Source organism: Achromobacter sp. UBA5777, assembly GCF_002418565.1.
GTDB classification, from domain to species: Bacteria; Pseudomonadota; Gammaproteobacteria; order Burkholderiales; family Burkholderiaceae_B; genus Achromobacter; species Achromobacter animicus.
Genome location: NZ_DIEJ01000177.1, coordinates 1 through 17,379 on the forward strand (window position 1 = coordinate 1; position 17,379 = coordinate 17,379).

The 17,379-nt window shown below is 66.1% G+C and carries 19 protein-coding genes; 14 read left to right on the top strand and 5 right to left on the bottom strand.

The window, feature by feature from the left end; translation table 11 throughout:
* A partial coding sequence (locus B3446_RS13755) for a PEP-utilizing enzyme (RefSeq protein WP_291381844.1) occupies nucleotides 1–459 on the top strand: 459 nt, incomplete at its 5' end.
* A gap of 6 nt (nucleotides 460–465) precedes the next feature.
* Here the strand turns inward: B3446_RS13755 and B3446_RS13760 are convergent.
* The gene (locus tag B3446_RS13760) at nucleotides 466–1,944 is read right to left on the bottom strand and encodes a sensor histidine kinase (RefSeq protein WP_291381846.1); all 1,479 of its coding nucleotides are present in this window, start codon (nucleotides 1,942–1,944) and stop codon (nucleotides 466–468) included.
* Nucleotides 1,941–2,660: a response regulator transcription factor gene (locus tag B3446_RS13765; protein ID WP_175121836.1), complete on the bottom strand. Its 720-nt coding sequence runs from the start codon at nucleotides 2,658–2,660 to the stop codon at nucleotides 1,941–1,943. Before B3446_RS13765 ends, B3446_RS13760 begins: the two co-directional genes overlap by 4 nt.
* A gap of 142 nt (nucleotides 2,661–2,802) precedes the next feature.
* On the opposite strand from B3446_RS13765, the gene B3446_RS13770 reads away from it, so the two are divergent.
* From B3446_RS13770 to cml, 8 genes are all read left to right on the top strand, one after another.
* Entirely contained in the window at nucleotides 2,803–3,522 is a 720-nt protein-coding gene (locus B3446_RS13770) for a cytochrome b/b6 domain-containing protein (protein WP_291381848.1), read from the top strand.
* A 10-nt stretch (nucleotides 3,523–3,532) separates the two neighbouring features.
* The gene (locus B3446_RS13775) at nucleotides 3,533–4,321 is read left to right on the top strand and encodes a molybdopterin-dependent oxidoreductase (protein WP_291381850.1); all 789 of its coding nucleotides are present in this window, start codon (nucleotides 3,533–3,535) and stop codon (nucleotides 4,319–4,321) included.
* A 40-nt stretch (nucleotides 4,322–4,361) separates the two neighbouring features.
* On the top strand, nucleotides 4,362–4,703 hold the full coding sequence (locus B3446_RS13780; protein WP_191579163.1) for a pentapeptide MXKDX repeat protein: 342 nt from the start codon (nucleotides 4,362–4,364) through the stop codon (nucleotides 4,701–4,703).
* Between the two features lie 60 nt (nucleotides 4,704–4,763).
* Nucleotides 4,764–5,273 carry a peptide-methionine (R)-S-oxide reductase MsrB gene (msrB, locus tag B3446_RS13785; protein WP_291381854.1) on the top strand — a complete coding sequence of 170 codons (510 nt, stop codon included), beginning with the start codon at nucleotides 4,764–4,766 and terminating at the stop codon, nucleotides 5,271–5,273.
* A 33-nt stretch (nucleotides 5,274–5,306) separates the two neighbouring features.
* Nucleotides 5,307–6,026 carry a peptide-methionine (S)-S-oxide reductase MsrA gene (msrA, locus tag B3446_RS13790; protein ID WP_191579165.1) on the top strand — a complete coding sequence of 240 codons (720 nt, stop codon included), beginning with the start codon at nucleotides 5,307–5,309 and terminating at the stop codon, nucleotides 6,024–6,026.
* A 178-nt stretch (nucleotides 6,027–6,204) separates the two neighbouring features.
* Entirely contained in the window at nucleotides 6,205–7,326 is a 1,122-nt protein-coding gene (locus tag B3446_RS13795) for a GGDEF domain-containing protein (protein ID WP_291381857.1), read from the top strand.
* Between the two features lie 12 nt (nucleotides 7,327–7,338).
* Nucleotides 7,339–8,367 (top strand): RNA methyltransferase, encoded by a 1,029-nt coding sequence (locus tag B3446_RS13800; protein ID WP_291381859.1) that lies wholly within the window; start codon nucleotides 7,339–7,341, stop codon nucleotides 8,365–8,367.
* A 171-nt stretch (nucleotides 8,368–8,538) separates the two neighbouring features.
* The gene (gene cml, locus B3446_RS13805) at nucleotides 8,539–9,726 is read left to right on the top strand and encodes a CmlA/FloR family chloramphenicol efflux MFS transporter (protein WP_291381875.1); all 1,188 of its coding nucleotides are present in this window, start codon (nucleotides 8,539–8,541) and stop codon (nucleotides 9,724–9,726) included.
* 24 nt (nucleotides 9,727–9,750) lie between these two features.
* Here the strand turns inward: cml and B3446_RS13810 are convergent, their stop codons facing one another.
* Nucleotides 9,751–10,629 (bottom strand): LysR substrate-binding domain-containing protein, encoded by an 879-nt coding sequence (locus B3446_RS13810; protein WP_291381861.1) that lies wholly within the window; start codon nucleotides 10,627–10,629, stop codon nucleotides 9,751–9,753.
* A 146-nt stretch (nucleotides 10,630–10,775) separates the two neighbouring features.
* On the opposite strand from B3446_RS13810, the gene B3446_RS13815 reads away from it, so the two are divergent.
* Both B3446_RS13815 and B3446_RS13820 read left to right on the top strand, forming a co-directional pair.
* Nucleotides 10,776–11,171 (top strand): RidA family protein, encoded by a 396-nt coding sequence (locus B3446_RS13815; RefSeq protein ID WP_175136739.1) that lies wholly within the window; start codon nucleotides 10,776–10,778, stop codon nucleotides 11,169–11,171.
* 1 nt (nucleotide 11,172) lies between these two features.
* Nucleotides 11,173–12,324 carry an NADH:flavin oxidoreductase gene (locus B3446_RS13820; protein ID WP_291381864.1) on the top strand — a complete coding sequence of 384 codons (1,152 nt, stop codon included), beginning with the start codon at nucleotides 11,173–11,175 and terminating at the stop codon, nucleotides 12,322–12,324.
* 113 nt (nucleotides 12,325–12,437) lie between these two features.
* On the opposite strand, the gene B3446_RS13825 is transcribed toward B3446_RS13820, so the two are convergent.
* Both B3446_RS13825 and B3446_RS13830 read right to left on the bottom strand, forming a co-directional pair.
* Entirely contained in the window at nucleotides 12,438–13,811 is a 1,374-nt protein-coding gene (locus B3446_RS13825) for an amidase (protein WP_291381867.1), read from the bottom strand.
* Between the two features lie 17 nt (nucleotides 13,812–13,828).
* Nucleotides 13,829–14,782, bottom strand: coding sequence for a tripartite tricarboxylate transporter substrate binding protein (locus B3446_RS13830; protein WP_291381869.1), 954 nt, complete (start codon nucleotides 14,780–14,782; stop codon nucleotides 13,829–13,831).
* 156 nt (nucleotides 14,783–14,938) lie between these two features.
* Here B3446_RS13830 and B3446_RS13835 point away from each other — a divergent pair, with 156 nt between their 5' ends.
* The 3 genes from B3446_RS13835 (at nucleotide 14,939) to B3446_RS13845 (ending at nucleotide 17,156) form a co-directional block, all read left to right on the top strand.
* Nucleotides 14,939–15,820: a LysR substrate-binding domain-containing protein gene (locus B3446_RS13835; protein WP_291381871.1), complete on the top strand. Its 882-nt coding sequence runs from the start codon at nucleotides 14,939–14,941 to the stop codon at nucleotides 15,818–15,820.
* A 154-nt stretch (nucleotides 15,821–15,974) separates the two neighbouring features.
* A complete protein-coding gene (locus B3446_RS13840; protein ID WP_175121850.1) occupies nucleotides 15,975–16,475 on the top strand; it encodes a hypothetical protein in 501 nt (166 codons plus the stop codon).
* Nucleotides 16,476–16,649: 174 nt separating this feature from the next.
* Nucleotides 16,650–17,156, top strand: a complete 507-nt coding sequence (locus B3446_RS13845) for a sigma-70 family RNA polymerase sigma factor (protein WP_105238623.1) — start codon at nucleotides 16,650–16,652, stop codon at nucleotides 17,154–17,156.
* The last annotated feature ends 223 nt before the right edge of the window (nucleotides 17,157–17,379 follow it).

Genomic DNA, 17,379 nt, shown 5'->3' on the forward strand with positions numbered 1-17,379 from the left:
GCCCGGCGCGCGCAATTGCAGGCCTGGACCGCGCTGCCGGACCTTGACGTCATCACCGAATTCGCAAGCCAGACCGCGCCGCCTTCCCAGCCGCAACCTGCGTCCGGACCAGCCGCATCGCGAAATTCGTGGCGCGGCACCCCGGTGGCGGGCGGACGCGCGCGCGGCCGCGCATTCGTGGCGCGCACACCGGACGAGGGCCGATCTATGCCCGCCGGCGGTATTCTGGTCGCGGCGTCTTCCGACCCCGCGTGGACGCCCCTTTTCCTGCGCGCGGGCGCTGTCGTGATGGAGGTCGGCGGCTATCTGTCGCACGCCGCCATCGTGGCGCGCGAGTTCGGGGTGCCGGCTGTCGTCAGCGTCCACGGCGTGCTGCAAGGGATCGCCACCGGCGACATGCTGGAAGTCGATGCCGTGAAAGGCGTTGTCACAAGGCTGCGGGAGGAAGTCCCGGACTGAATCCGCCTACCCTTGCGTAGCCGTCGCCAGTTCGAACTGAAACACCGCCCCGCCCCCTGCTCCGTCCACCAGCCGGATTTCGCTCTGGTGCAGCTGCAGAATCCGCTGCACGATGACCAGTCCCAGTCCGCCGGCCTCGCCCGGCCCGCGGTTCAACGCCGACGCCCGCGTGAAAAGCCCGGCGCGCAGCGCCTGCGGAATGCCCGTCCCTGAATCGCTGACCTGCACCTGCACCCGGTTGCGCGACAGGCCGAGCTGCAATGCAATCTGTCCGCCCGGCGGGCTATGCCGGATCGCGTTGTCCAGCAGGTTCGTCAGCACGCGTTCGATCAGCCCCAGGTCCGCGCGCACCGGCGGCAGCGCCTGCGCAATGTCCGTGGTCAGATGCTGCTGACGCGCCTCGGCCGCCAGCTCGAACTTCTGCATCACGTCCTGCACCAGCTCCGGCAGCGAAAACGTCTCGGGTTCCAGGCGCACCAGCCCGGACTCCAGCCGCGCCAGTTCGAAGAGTTCCTGCGCCAGCCGGCCAACCTTGCGGCTTTGCGCCAGCGCGATGTCCAGATAGCGGCGGCGCTCGGCGGGATCGAGCGTCTCGTCCTTCAGGCGCAGCGTTTCCAGGTAGCCGTGCAGCGACGTCAGCGGCGTGCGCAAGTCGTGCGAAATGTTGGCGACCAGATCCCGGCGCTGCTGGTCCTGGCGTGTTAATTCTCGCCACTGATCCGAGATCCGCCGCCCCATCTGCGCAAACGTGCGCCGCAGCACCGCGATCTCGTCGCCGTTGCGCGCCGCCTGATCGGCCGGCTGTTCCAGCGCGGCCAGCGCCTGGCCGTCGTCGCCGTCAAAGGCGCGCACCGCGCGCGTCAGCGACCGCAACGGCCGTGTAATCAGCGCAAACGCCGCCAGCCCCGCCACCAGCCCCAGCAGGGCCACCAACGCAATCGACCACAGCGTCGTGCGCAGCACCGACGTGCGCGACACGTCCATCGCCAGCGCATCGTGCGCCTGGCCCTGCAACACCACGTAGACATACCCCTGTTCGCGCCCGTCCACGCGCACCGGCGCCGCGCTGAACACCTTCTGCGCGTCAAGGCTGCGCGGATCGTCGCCCGTGATGGGCAGCATGCCGCCGGCCAGCAGGCGCTTGACCGGCGCAAGATCGACGCGCTCGCGCTTGATCTGTCCGGGCGGCGCGGCGTCGCCGACAATGCGGCCATCGTTGGACAGCAGATAGACCTCGACCGCCGGGTTCACCGTCATCAGCATGTCGAACATTGAGCGGACCGCATCCGGCTTCCAGCCGCCCGCGTCCATCAGTTCGGTGGACCCCGCGATGTGCTGCGCCAGGCCGCTGGACAGCCGCTGCACAACCTCCTGCTCGTAGCGCGAGTTGGCGGCGATCTGCAGCCACGCGGACGCGCCGCAGCACGCCAACAGCAGCAGCGCAAAGACGCCGGACAGGCGCTGGGTCAACGTGAACCGTTTCATGGCTGCACCCCGGGCGCCGCCGCGAACTTGTAGCCGCGGCCCCAGACCGTCAGGATGCGCTGCGGGTTGGACGGGTCGGCTTCGATCTTGGTGCGCAGCCGGTTGATGTGGGTGTTGACCGTGTGCTCATAGCCTTCGTGCTGATAGCCCCACACCTGGTTCAGCAGGTCCATGCGCGAGAACACCTTGTCCGGATGCCGCGCAAAGAAATGCAGCAGATCGAACTCGCGCGGCGTCAGGTCCAGCCGGCGGGCGTCGACATCGACCGTACGGGCGATCGGATCGATCGACACGCCATGCACGGCCAGGCTGCCGGCGTCCTGGCGCGCGTTGCGCTCGATGGCGTCACTGCGGCGCAGCAGCGCCCGTACGCGCGCCACCAGCTCCAGCATCGAAAACGGCTTGGCCAGATAGTCGTCCGCGCCCAGTTCCAGGCCCAGAATGCGGTGCACCTCGCTGGATCGGGCGCTGGTGATGATGATGGGGATGTAGCGCGCCATCGCGCGCGCCCGCTTGCAGATTTCCAGGCCGTCTATACCGGGCAGCATCAGGTCCAGCACCAGCGCGTCCCAGCCGCCTTCTTCGAGCAGGCGCATGCCCGCGTTGCCGTCGGCCGCGTGTTCGACCGCGTAGCCCTCGTCGCGCAGATGCAGGCGCAGCAGTTCCGCGATGTGGGCGTCGTCTTCAACTATCAGTACGCGGCGGGGCGTATCCATGGGGCAACCTGGGGCGTGATCAATGCGCCTATTGTCGCCAATCGACGCGGGGCAAAGTTAACGATTAATTTAACTTTGCGTGAGGACTTCGGTATGGGCCAGGAGGAAGAATGCCTCCATCGACAGCCCACCGGAGACCGCCATGCTGGCCCGACCCGCCCTCAACAATACGCCGCTTGCCCCGCCGGTGTCCGCGCTGTCGCCCGCCGCGCCACAGTCCACCGCCCCCGAGTCCGACGCGAAAAAACGGACCGGCCAGCCGGCGCCTCCGGCTATTTCCCCCGTCATCCACGCCCGCTGGGTGCGCGTCACGCACTGGTTGAACGCGCTGGCCGTCGTCATCATGGTCATGAGCGGCTGGCGCATCTACAACGCCGCGCCCTTTTTCGATTTCACCTTTCCCAACGGCATCACGCTGGGCGGGTGGCTGGGCGGCGCGCTGCAATGGCACTTTGCCGGCATGTGGTTGCTGTTTGCCAATGGCCTGCTCTACCTGGCGCTGAACGTCGCCACCGGCCGCCTGTGGCGCAAATTCCTGCCGGTCACCCCCGGCGGTGTCGCGCGCGACCTGCTGGCCGCGCTGCGCGGCAGGCTCTCGCACGCCGACCCGCGCCGCTACAACCACGTCCAGCGCCTGGCCTACCTCTTCGTGATGGCCGACATCGCCGTGCTGATCCTGTCCGGACTCGTGCTGTGGAAGTCCGTGCAATTCGACCTGCTGCGGGACCTGATGGGCGGCTATGAAGCCGCACGGCGCGTGCATTTCTTCGCGATGGCCCTGCTGGCCGGCTTTGTCGCCGTACACCTGGCGATGGTCGCCCTGGTGCCCCGCAGCCTGCTCACCATGATCCGCGGCAAATAAGGAGCCTCGCATGTCTGAAAAACGTCGCGCTTTCTTGGGTCTGGACGCCCCGGCCATCCTGCGCGAAGCCGGAAAACTGCTGGACAAGCGCGTCGAGCAACCGTCGCGCCGCGCCTTCCTGCGCCGCGGCCTGACGCTGGGCGGCCTGGCCATGCTGTCCGGATGCTCGCTGTCCGACGACGAAAGCGTCGAACAGGCGCTGTCGGCCGTCTCCCGCTTCAACGACCGCGTGCAGGGCTGGATCTTCGACCCGGGCAAGCTCGCGCCGACCTATCCCGAATCCATGATCACCCGGCCGTTTCCCTTCAATGCCTTCTACGGCATCGACGACGTGCCGCAGGTGGACGAGGCATCTTTCCGGCTGGAGGTCACCGGCATGGTGGCCGACAAGCGCCGCTGGCGGCTGGACGAGCTGCGCGCGATGGCGCAGGTGGATCAGATCACGCGGCACATCTGCGTCGAAGGGTGGAGCGCCATCGGCAAATGGGGCGGCGTGCCGTTCTCGGCATTCCTCAAACGCGTGGGCGCCGACCTGTCCGCCAAGTACGTCGGCTTCAAGTGCGCCGACGACTACTACACCAGCATCGACATGCCCACCGCGTTGCACCCGCAGACCATCCTGGCCCTCACGTACGACGGCCGGACGCTGCCCCCCGAATACGGCTTTCCCATGAAGCTGCGCATGCCCACCAAGCTTGGCTACAAAAACCCCAAGCACATCCAGGCGATTTTCGTCACCAACACCTACCCGGGCGGTTACTGGGAGGACCAGGGCTACAACTGGTTCGGCGGCAGCTAGGTGATTTCCCGCTTTTTTTCACTGTCAAAAGGAACGCATCATGAACAAACTCACCACCGCCGCTTTGTCCGTGTGCCTGGCCCTCGGCGTCACGGCCGCTTACGCTGCCGACACCATGGGCAAGGAAGGCATGAGCAAAAGCGGCATGTCGAAGGAAGCGCCGGCGCAGGACGGCATGAAGAAGGACGGCATGTCGCACGATGGCATGAAGAAGGATTCGATGTCGCGCGATGGCATGTCGAAGGGGTCGATGTCGAAGGATTCCATGTCCCGCGATTCGATGTCCAAGGGGTCGATGTCGAAGGACTCCATGTCGAAAGGCGGCATGTCGAAGGATGGCATGTCCAAGGACGGGATGAGCAAGGACGGCATGCAGAAGTAACGCTCGCGCCGGGGCCGCGCCCGCCGGCCCCCGGCTCGAACCATTCGCACGGAACTCGCCATGAACCTCACACGCAGACACTTCCTTGGCCTGGGCGGCGCCGCGGCAGCCGCCGTTGGCATCGCCCCGCTGCTGGTCACGCGCAGCGGCCTGGCGCAAGCCGCCGCGCCCGCAGCCAGCTTTCCCTACACCCTCACCGACGCCCAATGGCAAGAGCGCCTGACACGCGAGCAATACCAGGTGCTGCGCCGCGACGGCACGGAACGGCCGTACTCCAGCCCGCTCAACGACGAACACCGCAACGGCACCTTCGCCTGCGCCGGCTGCGAACACCCCTTGTTCTCGTCCTCGACCAAGTTCGACAGCGGCACCGGCTGGCCCAGCTTCTGGCAGCCCCTGCCCAGCGCCGTCGGCGAGACCCGCGACCGCAGCTTCGGGATGACCCGCACCGCCGTGCATTGTGCCAACTGCGGCGGCCACCTGGGGCACGTGTTCGACGACGGCCCTCGACCCACCGGCCTGCGCTACTGCATGAACGGCGTGGCCATGACCTTCGCCCCGCAAGCCTGATCCGCCACCGCATCGCTACAAGGACCCGACATCATGTCCAAGCCCCCCACCCTCCGCCGTCTCTGCGCCGCGCTTGCCACCGCGGGCGGCCTGATCGCCTCGACCGCCGCCCCCGCCGCCGAACGCGCCTTCGTCATCCCCCCGCCCGCTGCGGAGCAGCCCGCAAATGCTTCCGCGGCACCCGCTACGCAGGAGAAGGCCGTCATCGCCGGCGGTTGCTTCTGGGGCGTGCAAGCCGTCTTCCAACACGTCAAGGGCGTCAGCAACGCCGTCTCGGGCTACGCCGGCGGCCAGGCCAACACCGCCAACTACAACGCCGTCAGCAGCGGGCGGACCGGCCATGCGGAAGCGGTGGAAATTACCTACGACCCCAAACAGGTCAGCTACGGACAACTGCTGCAGATTTATTTCTCGGTCGCGCATGACCCCACCCAACTCAACCGCCAGGGGCCGGATCACGGCACGCAATACCGATCCGCCGTGTTTCCCGCCAACGACAGCCAGCGCAAGGTGGCCGAGGCCTATATTGCGCAGTTGAACAAAACGGGGGTGTATCCGAAGCCGCTGGCAACCACCATCGAACCGCTGCAGGCGTTTTATCCGGCTGAGGACTATCACCAGGACTATCTGGTGCGCAATCCGAACAGCATGTACATCGTGATCAACGATGTGCCGAAGGTGGAGAACCTGGCGAAGACGTTTCCGGATGCATGGCGGGACAAGCCGGTGCTGGTGAGCGCGAAGGACAGATAGCGCGGGGGGAAACGCAGGCGCCCCGCGCCGGCCCTATCGTAAACTTCAGCCACTTTGGAATACGGGGGCTGGCCTACGGTGCACGGCCCCCGGACACCGTTAACTCTCGAAACTTGGCCCGCGTGCAAGACGCGGCGCCGCTTCGCCCGAGGCCCCGATGGTAGGTTCGCAAGTCCGAGTGACGTTGTCATTGATCGCACCAGCACTGCTGCTGATCTTCGGACTTACCTTCCTCGCCATCTGGTTCTTCTTCCAACGCAAACGCTTCCTGCTGCACCTTGCAGCAGGCTGCATGACATTTGCCTGTGGGGCGATTTCACAAGTCCTGTACGTGCCCCGCGACACGGGTCTCAACGCGCTCGTCTCGGGTTTTCTCTACACGGCTGCAGGATGCCTGGTGGTGCAGGGCGTTCTTGAACGTGCACGCATTCGCGTGCCCTGGGCCGCGTTTGCCCTGTATGCGGCGACCATCATGGGCGCGCTCTGGTACTTCTTCTATGTCGATCGCAACCTGCTCGTCCGCGTTTATGTGCTGAATGCGGGCTTCGGATTGCTGTTCTGCTACGCCGCGTGGCGGATGCGGCGATCTTCGCGTCAGCGTCCGATCGACAAGGCGCTTTTCTTCGTGGTGTTGCTTTTCGGCCTGCACTTTCTTCCGCGCACATTGCTGAGCATGGGAACGCTGGCCCCACAAGGCGCCCTTGCGTTTGCCGACTCCCCGTTTTGGCAGACGTTGCAGCTTTCGCTTGCGGTATTCAGCGTCGCGCTGGCGCTCACGCTGCTGGTTGCGATCGCCGCCGACGCCATTGACGAGGTCCGCAAGGAAGGCGACAAGGATTGGCTGACCGGCGTCTATAACCGGCGGGGCTTCGAAGCGCGCGTCCGCTCGCTCATGTCGAATGGCGACGCTGCCGTTGCGCTTATCGTCTGCGATGTCGACAACTTCAAACGCATCAACGACCTGCATGGCCATCAAAGCGGGGACAAAGTGCTCAAGCAAGTGGCCGAAGCCCTCAACGAAGCGGTGCGCAAGAACGACGTGCTCGGGCGCATTGGCGGCGAGGAATTCGGCATCTTCCTGCCCGCCACCGAGCCGCCCGAGGCCCTGCGCTGCGCGGAACGCCTGCGCGCAGCCGTTGAGCGGACCGTGCGGGATCCGGGCGACGAAGCGCCAGTCACGATCAGCGCGGGCGTGGCTCAAACGGATCGCGCCGAGTCCTGGGAAGTCATGTATCGGCGGGCTGACGCCAAACTGTATCAAGCCAAGCGGGCGGGCCGGAACCGGGTCGAGGCAGAGTAAAATCCGCCCCCCATGCGCTTTTCCGACTTCACCCATCGCCTCACCGCTCTAGGCGCCCTGCCCGTTCACCGTGGGCGGGTCGTGCGTGTCTGGTTGAACGGGCAAGCGCTCGACACCGGCACGCGGCGGCGTAGCGCCGAGCATTTCCTGCCTCTTGCGCTGCGCGATGCCATCCCCGCGGTGACGGCGGAACTGGACGGTCTTGCCCGGATCCGCTCCGAACACGCGGGCAGCGACGGCTCGCGATTGCTTGTCGAACTGGCCGACGGGCAGATGGTGGAAAGCGTGCTGCTGCCGCGCGACGGGCTTTGCGTCTCCACCCAGGTTGGCTGCGCGGTCGGTTGCCGCTTCTGCATGACCGGCAAGAGCGGGCTGATCCGTCAGGTCACGAGCATGGAAATCCTTGCCCAGGTCGTGCTGGCGCGGCGGCAGCGTGCGGTGAAGAAAGTTGTCTTCATGGGCATGGGTGAGCCCGCGCACAACCTGGACAACGTGCTCGAAGCCATCGACCTGCTCGGCACGGAAGGCAACATCGGCCACAAGAACCTCGTGTTCTCGACCGTGGGCGATCAGCGGGTGTTCGACGCCCTGCCGAAACAACGCGTCAAACCGGCGCTGGCGCTGTCGCTGCACACGACCAAGGCCGACCTGCGCGCCCACCTGCTGCCGCGCGCGCCGAAAATCACGCCCGAAGCCCTGATTGATCTGGGCGAGCAATACGCTCGCGATACGGATTACCCAATCCAGTATCAATGGACGCTGCTCAAGGGCATCAACGACGGCGACGACGAACTCGATGCCGTCGTGCGTCTGCTCAAGGGCAAGTACGGTGTGCTGAACGTCATCCCCTTCAACAGCCTCGAAGGCGATGACTACCAGCGTCCTGACGCCGAGCGTATCCGCGAGATCGTCCGCCATCTGCACGGCCGTGGCGTGCTGGCCAAGGTCAGGAACAGCGCCGGGCAGGACGTGGACGGCGGCTGTGGCCAGTTGCGCGCGCGTGCAGTCGGCGCGGCGCAGGTGGTTGAGTTCCGCAGATAGAATACCGGCACTCACCTTTTCCGATAGCGCGCCAATGGGAGCAGGCCCCTCCACAGATCGCTGAGCCGCAACAACCTAGTCAGCTAGTTGTTGCGGCGATCAGTCCTCGGTCTTCATGTCATCAGCAGGCAGATCGCCGCCAGATCAATATCTCTGTGCGGATGCTTTGTCATGCCTATTAACTCTGCGCCTGTTTGGGCGTATTCCCTGCCGTACACACTGGCGTTGATGGTTCCAATCGATCTCATCGCCTCCCTCGCCATGGACGTGTATCTGCCGGTGGTGCCGCTGATGCCGGCCGCGCTCGGCACGTCGCCCGCGCTCGTTCAGTTGACGCTGACCGCTTACATGCTGGTTCTTGGCCTGGGGCAGTTGCTCTTCGGGCCGATGTCGGACAGGTTTGGCCGGCGCCCGATCGTGCTGGGCGGTGCGGCGATGTTTGCCGTTGCGTCGTTCTTGCTGGCGGCCACGCATGAAGGCGGCGCTTTCCTCGGCTTTCGGGTTCTTCAGGCGCTTGGCGCTTCGGCGGCGCTCGTCGGCATGTTTGCCACCGTCCGGGATGTTTACGCAGACCGGCCCGAAGGCACCACCATTTACGGGTTGTTCAGCTCAATTCTGGCGTTCGTGCCGGCTGTCGGACCGCTACTTGGCGCGATCGTCGCGCTGACGTTGGGGTGGCGCGCGATCTTCACCTCGCTTGGCGCATTGGCAGTGCTGATCTTTGTTCACGCGTGGTTTCGATGGCGAGAGACCCGCCCCACCCCTTTCAAACCGCAAGATCGGACTGTCGTCTCCATCCTGGGAAATCTTTCCTTTTGGGTCTATACCACCGGCTTTGCAACGGCGATGGGCGCTTTCTTCGTCTTCTTCTCGATCGCCCCGCGCGTACTCATCAATCGCGCGGGCTGGGGGCAACTTGGATTCAGCCTGGCCTTCTCGTCGGTCGCGCTGGTGATGATTTTCACCACGCGCCATATCGGAACGTTCGCCAAGACGTGGGGCGTTCCGGGCTGCTTCGTCCGCGGCGTCTTGGTCATTGCAGGCGGGGCGATCGTGCTGGCTTTGCTATCGGCGTTCACGGAAGCGATGTTCATCGCCTTCATCCTGCCCATGTGGATGATCGCCGCAGGCATCGTGATGGTGGTGGGCGTGACGGCCAACGGCGCACTTCGGGACTTTGCCCAGGCGGCGGGCACGGCCGTCGCCTGGTATTACGGCATTCAGAGCATCATCGTCAGCGGGTTGGGGACGCTGCTGGTGATGACGCTGGATGGCACCACCGTGCGGCCGCTGGTTGTTTATTGCCTGGTCATGGCTTGCGTCAGCATGGCGGGCTACGGCGCATTGAAAAACAGATAAGGCGTGGTCAGCATGTCGCATCTTTCACCCCTGCGCCCGCAACCACCCCGCCACCGCTTGCACGGCTACCGACGCGTCCCGCTCCCCAAACATCGCCAGGTGATACGTATGCCCCTCGATCTCGGGCCCGAACGGCTGCACCAGATGCCCTGCCCGCAGCTCATCGTCCACCAGCGTTAGGCTGACCAACGCAATCCCATGCCCGGCCACCGCCGCCTGTATGGCGTGCCCTTCATCTGAAAACCGCAACTGCCCGGCCTCGGGCGGCAGCGGACGCCCGGCCACCGCAAACCAGCGCTCCCACGTCGGGTTTTCGGGTTGCGCGCGTTTCCAGTCGAAGCGGATCAACGGCACCCGCCCCAGATCGTCCGGCGAGACAACCCCCAGGCGCGGATTGGCGACCGGTCCGAATCGATCGGTGAACAACGGCTGCGTCACCAGCCCGGGATACGGACCCCGCCCATACCGGATCGCGATATCAACCGAGGACGAGCGCAGGTCGACGAGGTCGTCGCTGGCCTGCAACTGCAGGTCGATGTCGGGATGCTGGCGGCGGAAATCGGCCATGCGCGGCACCAGCCACTTCACGGTGAAGGCATTGGTGGCCGAGATGCTGACTTGCGCCCGCGTGCGCTGTTGCGTCAGCCGCGCCAAGGTCGCCTCGAACTTGTCGAAGCCGTCGCGCAGCACGGGATAAAGCTGCGACCCGGTTTCGGTCAGCGTGACCTTGCGCACCTGGCGATCGAACAGCGCGAGACCCGTCCCGGCTTCAAGCGCGCGGATCTGGTGACTGACGGCGGTCGGGGTGACGGCAAGTTCTTCGGCGGCGGCCTTGAAGCTGCCCAGACGGGCGGCGGCTTCGAAGGCGCGCAGCGCAGAGAGCGGAAGGGATCGGCGTTGCATGGACGGTTGGTCTAGGGATGAATTTTTCTCGTCTTATAGCTGACAAACCAACCTTTGTCACCGGTTCGCCACCGCCATACATTGTCTTCAATCGCCGGCACCCCACTCCCCCAACCCCGCCGGCCATAGATGAAGGAATTCGCATCATGCTCAAACAAGTCATCACCCAGCCCGACAACTACGCGCCTTTCCTGCTGTCGCAGGGCATCCAGTTCGGCAATCTGCTTTTCATTTCGGGTCAGGCAGGCGCCGCCGACGACGGGAAGATCGTGGACGGCGGCTTTCTGGCGCAAGGCGAGCAGGCCTTCCAGAACCTGCGCCGCGCGCTGGAGGCCGGAGGTTCCAGCTTGAAGGACGTCATCAAGGTCACGATCTTTGTCACCGACATGGGGCATTTCGACGACGTGGTGGCGCTGCGCCGCAAGTTCTTCTCGGCGCCCTACCCGGCCGACACCATTGCGGAGATCAAGGCCCTTTATGACCCGGCCGCGATGATCGAGATCGAAGCCATCGCGGCGGTCCGCCAACCGGAGGGCCAGTAAGATGACCACGCTCGACAATCGTCTGCAGACCGACGCGCCGACGCTTCCCGCCATGCTGTTCACGCCGCTGCACGTGGGCGCGCTGAACCTGCCCAACCGGCTGGCCGTCGCTCCCATGACACGCGTCAGCGCCACGGCGGACGGCCGAGCCACGGCGCAGATGGCCGAGTACTACGAAGCCTTTGCCGCCGGCGGCTTTGGCCTGGTGATCACCGAAGGCACCTATACGGACAAGGCGCATGCGCAGGGCTACCTGTTCCAGCCCGGTCTGGCGGACGATGCGCAGCGCGAGGCGTGGCAGCCCGTGGTGAACCGTGTGCATGCGCGGGGTGGCCGCATCATTGCGCAACTGATGCATGCGGGCGCGCTGTCGCAGGGCAATCCGCATCGGTCCGGAACCAAGGGACCTTCGGCCGTGCAGCCGGCGGGACAGCAGATGACCTTCTACGGCGGCCAAGGGCCCTACCGGATGCCTGAAGCGTTGACGATCGATGAGATTGCCGAGGCGGTCGACGGCTTTGCGCAGGCGGCGCGCCGGGCGCAGGCGGCGGGATTCGACGGCGTGGAGATACACGGCGCCAACGGCTATCTGCTTGATCAGTTCCTCACTGCCCACACCAACCTGCGCGAGGATCGCTACGGCGGCAGCGTGGAAAACCGCCTGCGTCTGACCCTGGACGTGATCCAGGCGGTGCGACAGTCGACATCGGCGGGGTTTGTCGTGGGCGTGCGCAGTTCGCAGGGCAAGGTCAACGACTTCACGCACAAGTGGACGGGCGGCCAGGACGAGGCCGCCCGGATCTTCAGCGCATTGGGCACGCAGCCCATCGATTACCTGCACACGACGGAGTTCGAGGCCTGGCGTCCCGCATTCGGCGAGGAAGGGCCAAACCTGGCGGCGCTGGCGCGCAGGCATGTCCAGGTGCCGGTGCTGGCCAACGGTTCGTTGCATGACGCCACGCGGGCTGAAGGCCTGATTGCCCGGCAGGAGGCTGACTTCGTTTCGCTGGGACGCGGCGCGCTCATGCATGCCGACTGGCCGGCCAGACTGCAGGCCGGCCGGCCGCAGGGGGAATTCGACCGGGGCCTGCTTGCGCCGATCGCCGACCTGGACAACGCGGTCCGCCATCGCGCGCAGGCTCAGCCTGCGTGATCAGCCGGCGAGATCTCGTGGACGCGATCAGTCGGCGAGACAGGTCGGCGTGACCAATCGCTCACGCCGGCCGGGTCTGATTGCCGCACCGACCCGGCCCCGCCGGCAGCGGCTCAGCGCGCAGGCCGCAATGACTGATAGATCCACGTCCCGATGCCGGTGATCGCGGCATCGCCATGCGCCATCCCCATCACCTGCAACCCGAGCGGCAGGCCATCGACGGCCATCAACGGCACGTTGATCGCGGGCGCGCCCAGCAGTGACGACGCGCACGCAAAGGAGACGTCGCCCGTCGGGTATTTGCTGTCGCGGATATCCGCCGCGATCGGCGCCGCGCCGCAGGCATTCAGGCTGACGAGCGCATCACATTGCGTGGCGAGGGCCGCCAGGCACTGGCGCGCGTGTTCGCGCAGCAGCAGGCATTCGCGGTACTCGGCCAGGGTCATGCCGCGCCCGCTCTCCAGTTGCCGCACCAGGCTGGGACCCAGCGTGTTCGGATGGTTAGCCACCAGATTGGCCAGCGACCAGCGCTGCTCCCACGAGATGAGCCGCAGCGACAGCGGCGCCGCTTGTGAGATGGCGCGCTCCAGTGCGTCGACCAGCAGCGAATCGCCGCGCCGGAGGATCGTCACGCCCTGCCCGGACAGCTTGTCCAGGCTGCCCTCGAACGCCGCACGGGCATTCGGCTCCGCGCGCGCCCAACCCTCGGTTTCCAGCGCGACCAGCCGCGTGGGCTTTTGGGCCGCCGGCGGATGCAGCGGACCATACAGGCCCGGATGTCCCGGGTCGCCGCCCGCGCGCTGGGCGATTTCGGCGGCCGCCGTCCACATATCCTCGACGGAATTGGCGTGGATGCCGATATGGGCCTGGCTCAGCCCCAGCCGCTCGCCGCGATTGAGCGCGCCGAACGTCGGCTTCAAGGCCCAATTGCCGTTGTAGCTGGCCGGCCGCAGGACGGAGCCCACGAGCTGCGAGCCGATGGCCATGGGCACCATGTTGGCGCCCACGACAGCGGCCGACCCGCTGGATGAGCCGCCCGGCGTGTGGCGGGGATCGAACGGATTGGTCGTCGGACCGGGGTCGAGAAACCCCAGCGCCGTGGTGACGGTCTTGCCCAGGATGATCGCGCCCGCATCGCGCAGCGCCCGCACGACGGCGCTGTCGTTCTTGGGGAAGTTGCCGTCGAAGGCGGCGCAGCCCATCTGCGTCGGCATGTCGCGCGTTTCGATCAGGTCCTTGATGCCGACGGGCATGCCATCGATCGCCGACAGCGGACGGCCGTCTCGGTAGCGCTGGGCGCTGGCGTCGGCCGCGGCGCGCGCCCCCTCCTCGTTCAGGACGACCCAGCCCTTGAGCTGGCCCTCCCGCGTGGCGATCACCTCCAGGCAGCGTTCCAGATAGTCCCGCGGCGTGTCGCGGCGGTCGGCAAAGTTGGCGCGGGCGTCATGAAACGTCAGTGCGGTGTGGGTGCTGGGATCGTAGGTCAAGTGTGGCTCCGGTAGGCTTATTCGCTGCTTTTGATGCCGAGGGTCCGAATCAATGCGCTCCATCGGGCATATTCGGCGCGGAAAAACGTATCGAATTCGGCCGGCGTCCCCGGCTGCACCAGCAGGTTGATGCCCTTTAAGCGCTCCTGGATCGCGGGTTCGGCCAGCACCTCGTTCAGGTCGCGGTTGATCTTCAGCTTGATGTCGTCGGGAAGGCCGGCGGGCGCAAACAGTCCGTACCAGGCCTCCAGCCGCAGGCCTGGCAAGCCGGCCTCGGGCGCATCGGGCACGGCGGGCAAGGCTTCCAGGCGCTGCGGCGACGCCACGGCGTACGCGTTGAGCTTGCCGCCCTTTACGTGATTGATGACGTTGCCCGAGGCAAACTGCACCAGCAGATCGACTTCGCCACCGATTGCGGCCATCGAGGCCTCGAGCGCGCCCCGGTAAGGCACGTGCATCACGTCTACGCCGGCTTCGCGTTTGAAGATCTCGGTGAACAGTTGCAGCGACGATCCCGAGCCGTTGGACGCGTAGGTGTATTTGCCCGGTTCGGCGCGAAAGCGTTTGATTAGCGTGGCCAGATCGGTATCGTCGATGCCGGGCCGCGTCAGGACAAGGACCGGCAGGCTGCCGATCTTGCCGATGCGCGCCAAGCCGTTTTCGACATCCAGCTTGGCATTCGGATTCAAGGCGGGAAGCGTGGCCAGTTCGTTGAAGGTCAGCATCAGCGTGTAGCCGTCGGGCTTGGCGCGGGCCACGTAGTCGGCGCCGATGAGGGTGCCCGCACCCGGCTTGTTCTCCACCACGACGGCCTGGCCCCAGCGCTGTGCAAGCCGCGGGCCGATCAGGCGGGCAAGGATGTCGGCGGTGCCGCCGGGCGTGGTCGGCACCACGATGCTGACGGGCCGCTGCGGATAGTCGGCCGCCGCCGCGGTTCCGGCCAGCGCTGCGGCGCCGCAGAGGGCGGCCATTCCTATCCGTCGAACCAACGTTCTGAACATGAATTTCCCCTTGTGCTGTTCTTGGCCGCGAAGTCAGGCGGCCGTGCCATCTTGGGCGCTTGCGCGGCGGGGTTCAAACGACTTTATCTATGGCACACTTAACTTTTTGTAAATCGAACCGCCGCGATGACCGCCCTGCCTCCGCTCAATGCGCTGCGCTGTTTCGAGGTTGTCGGCCGCCTGGGCAGCATCACCAGCGCGGCCGAGGAACTCAGCGTGACGCCCGCCGCCGTCAGCCGCCAGATCCGCCTGCTGGAGGAACACCTGGGGCTTCGCCTGTTCCTGCGCCAGCACCGCCGCATCGTGCTGACCACCATGGGCGCGGGGTATCACGCCGATATCGCGCGGCTGTTCGGCGGGCTGCAGCGCGCGACGTCCGAACTGGGCGAGCGCTCGCGCCGGCGCCAGTTCGTCATCAAGGCGCCGCACAGCGTGGCCATGCGCTGGCTGCTGCCGCGCCTTTCCGGGTTTCATCGCCAATATCCCGACATTGACGTCAAGCTCCACACCGCCGTGGACCCGCCGGATTTCGAGCGCGAGGAAGTCGATGCCGGCATCTGCATGGGCGATGGGCGCTGGCGGGGCCTTGTCAGCTACAAGCTGATGGTCAATGAATTGCTGCCGGTCTGCATCCCCGACAAATGCGCCCGCCTGCGCACGCCCGCCGACCTGAAAGGCGAGATCCTGCTGCATACGCTGGCCCGGCCCGACTATTGGGAGATATGGCTCCGGGCGGCCGGTCTGACAGAGATCGATGTGTCGCGCGGTTTGCGCTACGAGTCGTCCGCGCTGGCGTACGAGGCCGCGTTGGAAGGCTATGGCGTGGCCATCGCGCAAAAGCCCTTGGTGCAGAAAGAACTGGACGAAGGCCGGCTGGTTGCGCCGTTCGACCTAACGGTGGATCTGGGCGCGCAAAGCTATTACTTCGTGCTGCCGCCCGAGGATTACCGCAGGCCGTCGCCCGAACTCACGCAGTTTCGCGCCTGGGCGGCGTCCTGCGCGATCTGACCCCGCAAGGCGTATCGCCCCACTCGCAGCTTGGGTGACAACCTTGCCACCCGCGCGACCCCGTCTCGCCCGCTCAGTAGGCTACAGTGCAGGGTCGCCCTCAAGGCCCGCGGCGTCATCGCCGCGCATCAACGAATCCAGGAGCAGTACCGCAGTGAACGACACTTCCACGCCGGACACCGATATTTCCGACGCGCCCAAGGAACAGGAAGCCAGGCTCTGGCGCGACGACGGCTGGACCGCGCGCGTCATCAAGAACGAAGACGACGACGGCTGGGCCGTCGAAATGACGCTGGACGGACAGGCCGAGCCCGCCTTGGTCGGCCCGTGGACCATGGGCCGCGACAAGAAGAACCCCAAGCCGCTCGACGCGCCGGCCTTCCACACCCTGGTCAAGACGGCCAACGAAGTCCTGCGCCGCCACGAGCAGCAATTGCACGCCACGCTGCACAAAAGCGTGAAGATCGACACCGACGAAGGTCGCCTGACCATCAAGCTGGACATCGTGCCCGACGAGGACGAGCCCTATGCCACGCTCAGCGCCTACGACGAATTCGGCGATCAGCTCGCGCAGATCCGCGTGCCGCCGACGTACAAGCTGAACGTGCAGCGGGCGTCGGAATGGGCGGCGGGCGGCTTCGCCAGGCAGAGCTGATATTCCCGGCCTGTGAAGACTCCGCCCGAGCACGCGCCACAGCGTGCTCAGGCGGGCGGCTGCCGGGTAGTGAGCTGCCGCTTGTCGTCACATCGCGGCTTCTCTTAGAATGCGGATGATTCTCATTTTTCACGGTGCCGGGATTCTCCAGCCCCGCGACGCGCTGGAGGCAGAATGTCCGCGACTGAGTTTGCAGTGCCGCAACAGGGCATCGATGTCCTGTACGCGAATCACCATGGCTGGCTGAAAGGATGGCTGCGGCGGCGGCTGGGAAATTCATCCGATGCTGCCGATCTTGCGCACGACACCTTCATGCGCCTGCTGGTCCGCGGCGACACCGTCGAGGTGCGCGAGCCGCGCGCGCTGCTCACCACCGTGGCCCAAGGCGTGGTGTCCAATTTCATGCGGCGCCGCAGGATCGAAGAAGCCTACCTGGCCACCCTGGCCGACCTGCCCGAGCTTGAAACGCCCGGCCCCGAAACGCGCGCCATCCTGCTTGAAACCCTGGTCGAACTGGACCGCCGCCTGGATACGTTGGCCGCTCCCGTGCGCCGGGCGTTCCTGCTGTCTCAGTTGGAAGGCATGAAGCAGGCCGACATCGCCGCCACGCTGAACGTCTCCCTGGCCACCGTGCAGCGCCATATCGCGAAGGCTGCGCACCTTTGCTTCTTCGGCGCCTGAGCATCGGCACGGCCGCAGCCGCCTGTAGCACGGCCGCAGCCGCCTGTATCAAGAACGCCCCCTTACCCATGCCCAACTCGCCCGCGGACCCGAGCCCGACGGCCTTCCCCCAGCTTGAGGGCCCGCCATTGCCCGCCAGCGTCAGTCTGCGCGCCGTGGACTGGCTGGTCGCCCTGCAGGCGCCCGACGCCAGCGACGCCACGCGCGAGGCCTGCCGGCGCTG